Raw genomic sequence first — 13,134 nt, 5'->3', positions numbered from 1 at the left:
GCGCTGTCCCCCCGGAGAGTGAATTTCCCCGCTGCCGACGCCCATTGGGGCGTCGGCAGCGGCGTGTCGCCCCGCTTCCGGGCATCTTGACATGATCATGAACTGTCATGAGCCTGGCATCTGTTTTCTTTCGCGACAGACGAATGCAAGGGGGGCCAATGAGACGAAGAGCGAGATCGATCCTCGCCGCGACCTCACTCCTGATCGCCGGACTGGCAGCGGCACCGCTCGCCCAGGCCGACCAGGGCGGAGAGGACGAAGGACTCTCCGTATGGCATGCGAAAGTCACCAAGGCGCAAGTGCCGCTGCTCCTCGCGGCCGGTGCCGACGGGCACGAGCTGACCGAGCAGGTGCCCGACAAGGGCACCGCCACCATCGAGATGTACCTCACCGACGACCAGGCCGGTCAGCTCCGCGGCCAGGGCGTCAGCATCAGCGAGCACACCGTCGCCGCCGCGGCACAGAGGCGGGCCGCGGCCGCCGGGGACGGCGTCTTCCGCCCGTACGGCGGTGAAGGCGGCCTGAAGCAGGAGATCCTCGCCACGGCCGCGGCCAACCCCTCGATCACCAAGGTCGTCAGCATCGGCAAGAGCCTCAAGGGCCAGGACATCCTCGCCCTCAAGCTCACCAAGGGCGCCAAGAAGACCCGTGACGGCGCCAAACCGGCCACCCTCTACCTCTCCAACCAGCACGCCCGCGAGTGGATCACCCCCGAGATGACCCGGCGGCTGCTCCACCACTACCTCGCGGGTTACGGCAAGGACCCGCGCATCACCAGGATCGTGGACTCCACCGAGCTGTGGTTCGTGCTCTCCGCCAACCCTGACGGGTACGACTACACGCACGCGCCGGACGGCGAGCGCCAGTGGCGCAAGAACCTCCGCGACAACAACGGCGACGGCAGGATCACCCCCGGCGACGGCGTCGACCTCAACCGCAACTTCGCCTACAAGTGGGGCTACGACAACGAGGGTTCGTCCCCCGACCCGGCCGACGAGACCTACCGCGGCACGGCCCCCGGCTCCGAGCCCGAGACCAAGGCCCTCGACGCCTTCGAGAAGCGCATCGGCTTCGCGTACGGCATCAACTACCACTCCGCCGCCCAGTTGCTGCTCTACGGCGTGGGCTGGCAGGTCGGCTCCCCGACCCCGGACGACGTCCTCTACAAGTCCCTCGCCGGGACGCCGCAGAATTCCGCCGTCCCCGGCTACCGCCCGCAGCTCTCCTCCGAGCTCTACACCACCAACGGCGAGGCCGACGGCCACGCGGCCAACGTCAACGGAATGATGATGTTCACCCCCGAGATGTCGACGTGTGCGACCGCGTCACGGGTGGACCCCAACGACCCCTGGGAGCCGGCCGCCTGCGCGTCCGTCTTCACCTTCCCCGACGACGAGAAGCTGATCCAGCAGGAGTTCGCCAAGAACATCCCGTTCGCGCTCGCCGTCGCCGAGACCGCAGCCCACCCCGACCAGCCGTCGTCCCCGGTCGGCATCGAGGCCCCGGACTTCACTCCGGACGCCTTCCCGGTCTCGTACGCCCGCGGCGACCAGGAAGTCTCCGTCACCGCCCGCAGGTCGCTGCGCGACAAGGAGCTCAACTACCGCATCAACGGCGGCCGCACGCACGACGAGGACCTGACGCCCTGGAAGGGCGGCGACGTCTACGGCGGCGAGGACAACATCCGCTTCGACCAGTACCGCGCCGAGGTCGAGGACACCGAACCGGGCGACAAGGTCGAGGTCTGGTTCACCGGCCGCACCCGCGACGGCAAACGCGTCTCCAGCACCCCGTTCACGTACACCGTCGCCGAAAGGCCCCGCGCCGACACCCTCGTCATCGCCGAGGAAGGCGCCCCCGGTACCCCCGCCCGGCACACCGCCGCCTACACCCAGGCGCTCGCCGACAACGGCCGCAAGGCCGCCGTCTGGGACGTCGCCACCCAGGGCACCCCGCACGCCCTCGGTGTGCTCTCGCACTTCAGGACCGTCGTCTGGTACACGGGCTCCGGCAAGCCCTCGGGCCCGGTGATGTTCGCCGTCCGGGACTACGTCAACGAGGGCGGCAAACTGATCAACGCCGGTGAGGAGAACGGCGGCACGGTCGACATCGGCCGCGCCGACTCCGACGACTTCGCCCAGTACTACCTCGGGGCGTACAACCGCGCCGGTCTGAAGAGCCCGCCCGGCTTCTCCGGAACGGGAGCCTTCGCCGGCACACAGGCCGCCCTCGGCGACGCCACGGACAACCCGTTGAACGCCGCGGGCGCCTACACCGTCACCTCCGACACCCTGAAGCCCGACGAGTTCCCGCAGTTCCGCAGCAGCTCCGCGGGCGACTACCCGGGCGTACGGACCCCCTTCGAGCCGTACGAAGGCACGAGCTTCGCCGCGGCCCGGCACAGCGACGACGCATGGATGAGGCTCAGCCGGACCGTCGACCTGACCGGCACGACGGCATCCGCCGGACCCAGCCTCGAGTTCCAGCTCAGCTACGACACGGAGCCGGACTACGACAACGTGGTCGTCGAGGCCCGCACCGTCGGCCAGGACGACTGGACGACCCTGCCCGACGCCAACGGCGGCACCACCACAGAGACACCCGCGGAATGCGACGCGGGCTTCTACATCGGCGGTCACCCCTTCCTCGCCCACTACCTCACCATCGGCACGGACAGTTGCGCGCCCACCGGCACGACGGGCGCCTGGAACCGCTTCACCGGCAGCTCCAACGGCTGGCAGCCGGTCTCCTTCGACCTCAGCGCCTACGCGGGCAAGCAGGTCGAGCTGTCCATCTCCTACGTCTCCGACCCGGGCACCGGAGGCCTCGGCGTCTTCGCCGACAACACACGCCTCGTCGTCGGCGGCACCCCTCAGGGCGCGGAGGGCTTCGAGACCTCCCTCGGCCCCTGGAGCGTGACCGGACCGCCGGCGGGCAGCCCGGGCAACGCCTCCGACTGGGCGCGCTCACCCGCCCTCTTCCACTCCTACGCGGCCGTCACGACGCACGACACCGTGCTCCTCGGCTTCGGCCTGGAGCATGTGAGGACCGCGGCCGAGCGCAAGCAGATCATCGGAAAGGCGCTCAGCGCGCTCCGGCGCTGACACTGTGTAGCCGCACCGAGGGCCCCGATGGCCCGTACTTGTCGGTAGGTACGGGCCATCGGTGTGCCCCGTGATGTGCGGGCGTGCTCGATGTCACTCCGGCTGCCCCGGAGAGGTAGGGTCATAAGCGGTCGGGGACATCCCATACAGCTCGCCGGCGTCGAAACCCGGCGTACCAACGAGGAGATCGGTTTCGTGACGATCCGCGTAGGCATCAACGGCTTTGGCCGCATCGGTCGTAACTACTTCCGCGCGCTGCTGGAGCAGGGTGCTGACATCGAGATCGTGGCTGTCAACGACCTGGGTGACACCGCGACCACTGCTCACCTGCTGAAGTACGACACCATCATGGGCCGCCTCAAGGCGGACGTCAGCCACACCGCCGACACCATCACGGTCGACGGCCACACCATCAAGGTGCTCTCCGAGCGCAACCCGGCCGACATCCCGTGGGGTGAGCTGGGCGTCGACCTCGTCATCGAGTCGACCGGCATCTTCACGAAGAAGGCCGACGCCGAGAAGCACATCGCCGGCGGCGCCAAGAAGGTCCTCATCTCGGCTCCGGCCACCGACGAGGACATCACCATCGTCATGGGCGTCAACCAGGACAAGTACGACGCGGCCAAGCACCACGTCATCTCCAACGCCTCCTGCACCACCAACTGCGTGGCGCCGATGGCCAAGGTTCTCGACGAGAACTTCGGCATCGTCAAGGGCATGATGACCACGGTCCACGCGTACACGAACGACCAGCGCATCCTGGACTTCCCGCACAAGGACCTGCGCCGCGCCCGCGCCGCAGCGGAGAACATCATCCCGACCTCGACGGGTGCCGCCAAGGCCACCGCCCTGGTCCTCCCGCAGCTCAAGGGCAAGCTCGACGGCATCGCCATGCGCGTCCCGGTCCCGACCGGCTCCGTCACCGACCTGGTGCTGGAGCTCGACCGCGAGGTCACCAAGGACGAAATCAACACCGCCTTCCAGAAGGCCGCCGAGGGCCAGCTCCAGGGCATCCTGGAGTACACCGAGGACCCGATCGTCTCCTCGGACATCGTGAACTGGCCCGCCTCCTGCACCTTCGACTCCTCCCTGACCATGGTCCAGGGCAAGCAGGTCAAGGTCGTCGGCTGGTACGACAACGAGTGGGGCTACTCCAACCGTCTGGTCGACCTGACCGTCTTCGTCGGCAACCAGCTCTGATCAGCGGCCGGTAGGCATCTCGATGTAAGCGCAGGGCTCGGGCAGCGCAACGACGCGCTGGACGGGCCCTGTGGCTTGTCCTCTCCAAGGAGTCATCACCCATGAAGACGATCGACGAACTTCTCGCCGAAGGCGTCACCGGCAAGCGGGTCTTCGTCCGCGCCGACCTCAACGTGCCGCTCGAAAACGGCACCGCCACCGCAAAGATCGCAGACGACGGCCGGATCCGCGCCGTGCTGCCCACCGTGAAGGCCCTCGCCGAGGCGGGTGCCCGGGTCGTCGTCGCCTCGCACCTGGGCCGCCCGAAGGGTGCCCCGGACCCGGCGTTCACGCTCGCCCTGGCCGCCGCCCGCCTCGGTGAACTGCTCGGCACCGACGTGGCGTTCGCGACCGACACGGTCGGCGAGTCGGCGCGTGCGACCGTCGACGGTCTCGCCGACGGTCGCGTCGCCGTTATCGAGAACCTCCGCTTCAACGCCGGCGAGACGTCCAAGGACGACGCCGAGCGCGGCGCCTTCGCCGACCAGCTCGCCGCTCTCGCCGATGTGTACGTCGGTGACGGCTTCGGGGCCGTCCATCGCAAGCACGCCTCGGTGTACGACCTCCCGGCGCGCCTGCCGCACGCGGCGGGTTACCTCATCGCCACCGAGGTCGGCGTCCTCAAGAAGCTCACCGAGGACGTCAAGCGGCCGTACGTGGTCGTACTCGGCGGCGCCAAGGTGTCCGACAAGCTCGCCGTCATCGACGAACTGCTGGGCAAGGCCGACCGCCTGCTGATCGGCGGCGGCATGGCGTACACCTTCCTCAAGGCCAAGGGCTACGAGGTCGGCATCTCCCTCCTCCAGGAGGACCAGATCCCGACGGTGACCGAGTACATGGAGCGCGCCGAGAAGAACGGCGTCGAGCTCGTCCTGCCGGTCGACATCCTGGCCTCGTCGGACTTCCCGGACCTGAAGACCAAGGCCCCGGCCGAGTACATCACGGTCGATGCCGACAAGATCCCCTCCGACAAGGAGGGGCTGGACATCGGCCCGCGCACCCGCGAGCTGTACGCGTCCAAGATCGCCGATGCCGAGACCGTCTTCTGGAACGGTCCGGTGGGCGTCTTCGAGCACCCCGACTACGCGGGCGGCACCCGCGCGATCGCCCAGGCGCTCGTGGACAGCAAGGCCTTCACCGTCGTCGGCGGTGGCGACTCGGCCGCCGCCGTCCGCACGCTCGGCTTCGACGAGAACGCATTCGGCCACATTTCGACCGGCGGCGGCGCGAGCCTCGAGTACCTCGAGGGCAAGTCGCTGCCCGGCCTTGCAGCACTGGAGGACTGACCCTTTCATGACTACGCGTACCCCGCTGATGGCGGGCAACTGGAAGATGAACCTCAACCACCTCGAGGCCATCGCCCACGTCCAGAAGCTCGCGTTCGCCCTGGCGGACAAGGACTACGACGCCGTCGAGGTCGCCGTCCTGCCGCCCTTCACCGATCTGCGCTCCGTGCAGACCCTGGTGGACGGCGACAAGCTCAAGATCAAGTACGGCGCCCAGGACATCTCGGCGCACGACTCCGGTGCGTACACCGGTGAGATCTCGGGCCCCATGCTCGCCAAGCTGAAGTGCACCTACGTCGCCGTGGGTCACTCCGAGCGACGCCAGTACCACGGCGAGTCCGACACGCTCTGCAACGCCAAGGTGAAGGCCGCCTTCAAGCACGGCCTGACCCCGATCCTCTGCGTCGGCGAGGGCCTGGACGTCCGCAAGGCCGGCCAGCAGGTCCAGTACACGCTGAACCAGATCGACGGCGGTCTGAAGGACGTCCCGGCCGAGCGGGCCGAGTCCATCGTGATCGCGTACGAGCCCGTCTGGGCCATCGGCACCGGGGAGGTGGCCACCCCGGAGGACGCCCAGGAGGTCTGCGGGGCGATCCGCGGCCGGCTGGCTGAGCTGTACAGCCAGGAGCTGGCCGACAAGGTCCGGATCCAGTACGGCGGCTCGGTGAAGGCCGGCAACGTCGCGGCGATCATGGCGCAGCCCGATGTGGACGGCGCCCTGGTCGGCGGGGCGGCGCTGGACGCGGACGAGTTCGTCAAGATCGTCCGGTTCCGTGACCAGTGAGTAGGCCGTAGGGCCGATCCGTCGTACCCTTGCGGGGGCCGAGCCTTCCCGGGCCCGGCCCCCGTCTCATTGATCAGTTGTTCAGTCCTGTCCCGTCCGAGGAAGTTGGTCCAGCCGTGATTTTGGGGTTCTCGATCGCCCTGATCGTCTTCAGCCTGCTGTTGATGCTGCTGGTGCTGATGCACAAGGGGAAGGGGGGCGGTCTCTCCGACATGTTCGGTGGCGGAATGCAGTCGTCCGTCGGTGGCTCCTCGGTCGCCGAGCGCAACCTCGACCGCATCACCATCGTCCTCGGTCTGATGTGGTTCGCGTGCATTGTCGTACTTGGTCTGCTGATGAAGCTGGGCAGCTGACCCGCTCCGGGCGTCCCGGGGGTGGGGGTGTAACTCCAATCACTGGACGCGCGTTGGGCCTTACGTAGACTGGGGCATCTTCGAGCACCATCACGCAGGGAGTTACGACCGTGGCAAGTGGCAACGCGATCCGGGGAAGCCGGGTCGGAGCGGGGCCGATGGGGGAGGCCGAGCGGGGAGAGTCCGCACCGCGTCTCCGCATCTCCTTCTGGTGCTCGAACGGGCACGAGACGCAGCCGAGCTTCGCCAGTGACGCACAGGTTCCGGAGAGCTGGGACTGCCCGCGCTGCGGGTTCCCGGCCGGTCAGGACCGCGACAATCCGCCGGACCCGCCGCGCACCGAGCCGTACAAGACGCATCTGGCGTATGTGCGCGAGCGGCGCAGCGACGCGGACGGGGAGGCGATCCTCGCCGAGGCGCTGGCCAAGCTCCGGGGCGAGATCTGAGCACCTGACGCCTGGGCCCGGTCCGCGGAAGAACCGTGAGGTTCTTCCGCGGACCGGGCCCGGACGCCTTTCAGCGGCGTCGCGCGCGCACGGCGTGTGCCTCGCCGATGTGCGCCGTCAATGCGAGCGAGGCGGTGGCACGTTCGTAGGTCAGCTGCGCCACCCGTGCGAAGAGGCAGTCGAGGATCAGCAGTACCGAGTGGCGGGTGCCGAAACCGCCACGCCGGAAACTGGTCTCGGCCGAGGTCGACGTGAGGTGGACCGATGCCGCGGCGGCGATGGGTGAGCGCGGATCGCCGGTGACCGCCACGGTCGCGGCGCCCCGCTCGGCGGCGAGTTGAAGCGGGCTGAGGACCTCCCGGGTGGTCCCGGAGTGGGAAAGGGCCACGACCGTGTCGGAGGGCGTGAGAAGGGCGGCGGAGGTCTCCGCGGCATGGACCTCGGTCCAGCTCCGGGCGGCGCAGCCGATGCCGAAGAGCCGGGCCTCCGTCTCCCGCGCCACGATTCCCGAGGCGCCCACTCCGTAGACGTCGATCCGGCGCGCGCGGGCGACGGCCTGTGCGGCCCGCTCCAGCGCGTCCCGGTCGAGGCACTCCACGGTCCGTCGCAGGGCCTGCAGATCGGCCTGGGCGACGACCGCGACGACATGGTCCAGCGGGTCGTCGGGGCCGATTCCGTGTCCGATGGGTCGTTCGTCGGCGGGACGGCCGCCCTGTTCCTTGGCGAGTTCGAGCAGCAGGTGCTGGTACGAGTCGAGGCCGAGCGCCCGGCAGAAACGGGTCACGGAGGCCTGGGACGTCCCGGTGCGGCGGCCGAGTTCGGCGGCCGAGGCGAGGGTGACGCTCTGCGGATCGGCCAGGACGTGCTCGCCGACCTTGCGCAGGGAGCCCGTCATCCGGGGCAGCTCGGACCGGATCAGTGCGGTGATCATGGTGACTCGTCTCTGACGCTCGGCGCTCGGGGCTTGTCCTCGGTAAATCTATCAACCACGATGCGGGCTCATGAGTGAATCCATCAGCCGGCCACTGGTCATCGGCATCGACGCGGGCGGCACGCGGGTTCGCGCGCGGCTGGCGGAGGCGCGCAGCGGCGTCCTCCTCGGCGAGGGCACGGGCGGGCCCGGCAATGCGATGAGCGTCGAGCGTGATGCCCTCACCCGCCATCTGACCGCCGCTCTCACCGGGGCCGTTCCGCCCGGCCTCGGCGGCGCGGTCACCGCCGTCGTCGGCGGCTTCGCCGGCGGGTCGACCGGGGGCGGTCCCGGCAAGGGACGGTCCCTCGCCCTCCGTTGCCTTGGCGAAGCGCTCTCCGCGGTGGGGGCGGCGCCCGCGGTCCTGGACGTGTACGGAGACGTGGACGTCGCCTTCGCCTCGGGCCGCGGGGCACCGGCCGACGGGCTCGTCGTCATCGCCGGCACCGGCGCGGTCGCGGCGCGCGTGGAGGACCGCCGGGCGGCGCGCACGGCCGACGGGGACGGCTGGCTCCTGGGTGATGCGGGAAGCGGTTTCTGGCTGGGCCGGGAGGCGCTGATCGCGGTGCTGAGGGCGCTGGACGGGCGCGGGCCGCGGACCGCTCTGGCGGAGCCGCTCCTCGCGCACTGCCTGGGCCATCAGGAAGGGCTGCCGGAGTCCTGGGCCGGGCGCAGATCGCTCCGGGAAGCCGTCATCGGATATGCGTTCAAGGGGCACCCGGTGCGGCTCGCGGCGCTCAGCCCCTTCGTGGTGGCGGCGGAGGAGGCGGGCGACGACGTGGCCCGAGGACTGCTCGACCGCGCCGCGGACGAACTGGCGGCCACGGTGGGCGCGTTGCAGCCGACCCCGGGAGAACCCCTGGTCACGAGTGGCGGACTGCTGGGGCCGCAGGGGCCGCTGCTGGAGCGACTGACGGCTCGTACAGAGGTGTTGGGGCTGCGGCCCGAACCCGTCACGGACGGCGCGGCCGGGGCGGTGGAACTCGCGCGGCTCTTGACGTGAGCCCGCGCCGACTGATTCATTGAGCCGGAAAGTGCATGGGGCAGTGAATCATTCAATCAGTGATTCGCGGTGTGGGCAGGTGTGGGCACGTCCGATGCACGCGATGAGCCAGTCGTCGGCGATCTCCTGGGAGTCAGTCATGCCTCAGTCGCACCACGGTCCGCACGCGCAGCTCGGCGCCGGCCTGTTCGTCGAGCAGGGACGCGCGGCCTTCGAGCGGACGGTCGAGGCCAACAGGGACTCCGTCGCCGCGGCGGCCCGGCTCATCGCGGACTGTGTCGCCGCGGACGGCGTCGTCCACGCCTTCGGCACCGGGCACTCGCAGGCCGCCGCCCTGGAGATCGCGGGCCGGGCCGGCGGACTCGTCCCCACCAGCCGGATCTCCCTCGCCGATCTCGTGCTCCGCGGCGGCGAGGACCGCTCCGTCCTCGACGACCCGCTGCTGGAGCGTTCCCCGGACCTGGCCGGCCGGCTCTACGCGCTGGCCACGCCGCGCCCGCAGGACATGTTCGTGATCATCTCCAACTCGGGCGTCAACAACTCGATCGTCGACATGGCGCTCCATGTGAAAGCCCAGGGCCACCCGCTGGTCGCCCTCACCTCGCTGGAGCACACCAACTCCGTGCCAACCCTGCACAGCAGCGGAAAGCGGCTCGCCGACCTCGCCGACGCCGTGCTCGACAACTGCGCGCCCACCGGCGACGCCCTCCTTCCGCTGCCCGACGGCAACGCCCTGTGCGGGGTCTCCACGCTCACCTCCTCGCTCCTCGTCCAGATGACCGTCGCCGAGGCCGTCGCCCTGCTCGGCGCCGAGGGCCACGAGGCCCCCGTGTACATCTCCGCCAACGTGCCGGGCGGGTACGAGCGCAACGCCGTGCTCGAAGCCCGCTACCACGGGCGGCTGCACCGCGGCGGACACTGATCCCGGGGCAGTGTCAGTGGTCTCCTCTACGGTCGTGTGCAGTGGACGATCAACGGGCCGAGGGGGAGACCGTGACGACAGCCGAGGCTGTGAGCACCACCCGGACGACACCCGCATGGCGGGGCGGATTCGGGCGGCTGTGGGCGGCCGCGGTCGTGTCGAAGTTCGGCGACTCGCTGCGTACGGCCGCGATGCCGCTGCTTGCCGCCTCCCTCACCGACGACCCCGTGCTCATCGCGTCGGTGACGGCCTGCGGCTATCTGCCGTGGCTGCTCTTCGGGCTACTCGGCGGGGCGGTCGCCGACCGGGTCGACCAGCGGCGGGCCATGTGGGCCGTGGACCTTGTGCGAGGCGCGCTGATGGCCGCGTTCGCGGCGGCCGTGGCGCTGGGCCACGCCTCGGTCGCCGTGCTGATCGCGGTGGCCTTCGCGCTCACCACGCTCCAGACCCTGTTCGACAACGCGGCGACGGCCCTGCTGCCGTCCCTCGTGCCTGGTGAAGCGCTCGGCAGCGCCAACGCCCGGCTGCAGACAGGGCAGCAGATGGCGGGCACCTTCCTGGCGGCCCCACTCGTGCCCGTGCTGCTCGTCGCGGGCGCGGCCGCGCCCTACGCCGTGGACGCGGCGACCTACGTCCTGGCGGCCCTGCTCGTCGCCTCGCTGCGGGTCGCCGGGCCCGAGCGGCCGCCCCGCAAGGCCGGGTCGACGCTGCGGGCCGAGATCGCCGAGGGCATCCGGGCCCTGTGGCGGGACCCGGCCCTGCGGTCGCTGTGCACCGCAACGACCCTGTGCAACATCGGGATGGGCGCGCTCATCGCCACCCTCGTCCTGCACGTCACCGGCTGGCTGGACGCGGGCAACGGCGGCTATGCCGCGGTGGTCACGGCCTACGGAGTGGGCAGTGTCGCCGGCGGGCTGCTCGCACGCCGGATATCCGAGCGGACCGGCAGGATACGCGGCGTGTTCCTGGCCGGGATCGTGCAGACCGGCTGCCTCGTCGCCCTGGGAACGGTCCACGAGCTGTGGGCGACGCTCGTGGCGATGGCGCTGTTCGGCCTCATGGGAATGGTGTGGAACACCAACCAGGTGACGCTGATGCAGGAGCGCAGCCCCGACGGCATGCTGGGCCGGATCAGCTCGGCCTTCCGCACGCTCGCCATCGCCGGGGCGCCGCTCGGGGCACTGCTCGGCGGCGCGTCGGCGGCCGCATGGGGGCTGAACACGCCTGCGCTGCTGGCGGCCGGCCTGTTCACGCTCGCCGTCGCGTCTCTGGCCCCCCAGATCAATTAGGTTGGTGGGGCAGCGGGGCACGCAGGCAGGTACGAGAAGAAGTGGGCTGATGTCCAGAATGAACGCAGAAAGCCGTACCCGGCTCAACCGGATGCCCGAGTGGGCGGCGCTGGGCAAGCACCGTGAGCAGCTGGCCGACACACATCTGCGGGAGCTTTTCGCCGCCGATGCCGACCGCGGCAGCCGGTACACGCTCCAGGTCGGCGACCTCCACCTCGACTACTCCAAGCACCTGGTGACCGACGAGACGCTGGCGCTGCTGCGCGAGCTGGCCGAGGCCACCGACGTCACGGGTCTGCGGGACGCCATGTTCCGCGGCGAGAAGATCAACATCACCGAGAAGCGGGCCGTGCTGCACACGGCGCTGCGCGCCCCTCGCGACGCCGTCATCGAGGTCGACGGCGAGAACGTGGTGCCGGCGGTGCACGCCGTGCTCGACAAGATGAGCGCGTTCTCCGAGCGGATCCGCTCGGGCAGCTGGACCGGCCACACCGGAAAGCCCATCAAGAACGTCGTCAACATCGGCATCGGCGGCTCCGACCTCGGCCCGGCGATGGCGTACGAGGCGCTGCGCTCCTACACCGCGCGGGACCTGACGTTCCGCTTCGTCTCGAACGTGGACGGGGCCGATCTGCACGAGGCGGTGCGCGACCTCGACGCGGCCGAGACACTGTTCATCATCGCGTCCAAGACGTTCACCACGATCGAGACCATCACCAACGCGACCTCCGCCCGCGACTGGCTGCTCACCGAGCTGAAGGCCGGTCAGGAGGCCGTCGCCAAGCACTTCGTGGCCCTGTCCACGAACGCCGGGAAGGTCGACGAGTTCGGCATCGACACGGCGAACATGTTCGAGTTCTGGGACTGGGTCGGCGGGCGGTACTCGTACGACTCGGCCATCGGGCTCTCGCTGATGATCGCCATCGGCCCGGACCGCTTCCGCGAGATGCTCGACGGCTTCCACCTCGTCGACGAGCACTTCCGCACCGCCCCGGCCGCAGAGAACGCGCCGATGCTGCTCGGCCTGCTGGGTGTCTGGTACGGCGGGTTCTTCGACGCCCAGTCGCACGCGGTGCTGCCGTACTCGCACTACCTGAGCAAGTTCACGGCGTATCTCCAGCAGCTGGACATGGAGTCCAACGGAAAGTCCGTCGACCGCGACGGCAACCGCGTCGACTGGCAGACCGGACCCGTCGTCTGGGGCACGCCCGGTACCAACGGTCAGCACGCGTACTACCAGTTGATCCACCAGGGGACGAAGCTCATCCCGGCCGACTTCATCGGCTTCGCGCAGCCCGTCCCGGATCTGCTGCCCGGGCTCGTCGCCCAGCACGACCTGCTGATGGCGAACTTCTTCGCCCAGACGCAGGCGCTGGCCTTCGGCAAGACCCCCGACGAGGTGCGGGCGGAGGGCGTCGCGGAGGAGCTGGTGCCGCACAAGACGTTCGCCGGCAACCACCCGACGACGACGATCCTCGCGAAGGAGCTGACCCCGTCGGTCCTCGGCCAGCTGATCGCGCTCTACGAGCACAAGGTGTTCGTCCAGGGAGCCGTCTGGAACATCGACTCCTTCGACCAGTGGGGCGTCGAGCTCGGCAAGGTCCTGGCCAAGCGGATCGAGCCGGTACTGACCAGGACCGCGACATCAGCCGCTGACGCGGCGGGCGGTGGCGAGGACCTCGACAGCTCGACCGCGTCGCTCGTGGGCACGTACCGCACCCTGCGCGGCAGGTGACCG

At 69.8% G+C, this 13,134-nt stretch carries 11 protein-coding genes; 10 read left to right on the top strand and 1 reads right to left on the bottom strand.

Annotated features, from left to right (window positions below; translation table 11 throughout):
- Positions 1–158 precede the first annotated feature (158 nt).
- The 6 genes from ACFV9O_RS02720 to ACFV9O_RS02695 all read left to right on the top strand — a co-directional run bounded on the left by ACFV9O_RS02720 (position 159) and on the right by ACFV9O_RS02695 (position 7,212).
- A complete protein-coding gene (locus ACFV9O_RS02720) occupies positions 159–3,104 on the top strand; it encodes a M14 family zinc carboxypeptidase (protein ID WP_385411346.1) in 2,946 nt (981 codons plus the stop codon).
- A 195-nt stretch (positions 3,105–3,299) separates the two neighbouring features.
- A complete protein-coding gene (gene gap, locus ACFV9O_RS02715) occupies positions 3,300–4,304 on the top strand; it encodes a type I glyceraldehyde-3-phosphate dehydrogenase (protein WP_385411344.1) in 1,005 nt (334 codons plus the stop codon).
- Positions 4,305–4,405: 101 nt separating this feature from the next.
- Positions 4,406–5,629, top strand: a complete 1,224-nt coding sequence (locus ACFV9O_RS02710; RefSeq protein WP_385411342.1) for a phosphoglycerate kinase — start codon at positions 4,406–4,408, stop codon at positions 5,627–5,629.
- A gap of 7 nt (positions 5,630–5,636) precedes the next feature.
- Positions 5,637–6,413, top strand: a complete 777-nt coding sequence (gene tpiA / locus ACFV9O_RS02705) for a triose-phosphate isomerase (RefSeq protein WP_385411341.1) — start codon at positions 5,637–5,639, stop codon at positions 6,411–6,413.
- Between the two features lie 116 nt (positions 6,414–6,529).
- Positions 6,530–6,766, top strand: coding sequence for a preprotein translocase subunit SecG (gene secG / locus ACFV9O_RS02700; RefSeq protein ID WP_385411340.1), 237 nt, complete (start codon positions 6,530–6,532; stop codon positions 6,764–6,766).
- 110 nt (positions 6,767–6,876) lie between these two features.
- Positions 6,877–7,212, top strand: a complete 336-nt coding sequence (locus ACFV9O_RS02695) for an RNA polymerase-binding protein RbpA (RefSeq protein ID WP_351225356.1) — start codon at positions 6,877–6,879, stop codon at positions 7,210–7,212.
- Positions 7,213–7,282: 70 nt separating this feature from the next.
- Here ACFV9O_RS02695 and ACFV9O_RS02690 read toward each other — a convergent pair whose 3' ends face one another.
- Positions 7,283–8,143, bottom strand: a complete 861-nt coding sequence (locus ACFV9O_RS02690) for a MurR/RpiR family transcriptional regulator (RefSeq protein WP_385411338.1) — start codon at positions 8,141–8,143, stop codon at positions 7,283–7,285.
- A 70-nt stretch (positions 8,144–8,213) separates the two neighbouring features.
- On the opposite strand from ACFV9O_RS02690, the gene ACFV9O_RS02685 reads away from it, so the two are divergent.
- The 4 genes from ACFV9O_RS02685 to pgi all read left to right on the top strand — a co-directional run bounded on the left by ACFV9O_RS02685 (position 8,214) and on the right by pgi (position 13,131).
- On the top strand, positions 8,214–9,185 hold the full coding sequence (locus ACFV9O_RS02685; RefSeq protein ID WP_385411336.1) for an N-acetylglucosamine kinase: 972 nt from the start codon (positions 8,214–8,216) through the stop codon (positions 9,183–9,185).
- A gap of 139 nt (positions 9,186–9,324) precedes the next feature.
- Positions 9,325–10,107, top strand: coding sequence for a sugar isomerase domain-containing protein (locus ACFV9O_RS02680; protein WP_385411335.1), 783 nt, complete (start codon positions 9,325–9,327; stop codon positions 10,105–10,107).
- A gap of 71 nt (positions 10,108–10,178) precedes the next feature.
- Complete coding sequence (locus ACFV9O_RS02675) at positions 10,179–11,396, top strand: MFS transporter (protein WP_385411333.1); 1,218 nt, start codon at positions 10,179–10,181, stop codon at positions 11,394–11,396.
- A gap of 58 nt (positions 11,397–11,454) precedes the next feature.
- Positions 11,455–13,131, top strand: coding sequence for a glucose-6-phosphate isomerase (pgi, locus tag ACFV9O_RS02670; RefSeq protein ID WP_385411779.1), 1,677 nt, complete (start codon positions 11,455–11,457; stop codon positions 13,129–13,131).
- Positions 13,132–13,134 lie beyond the last annotated feature (3 nt).

The sequence above is a fragment of the Streptomyces sp. NPDC059909 genome, assembly GCF_042730885.1.
Lineage (GTDB): Bacteria > Actinomycetota > Actinomycetes > Streptomycetales > Streptomycetaceae > Streptomyces.
Note: the sequence above shows the minus strand (reverse complement) of the source record. Positions and strands in the feature narration are given on the sequence as shown.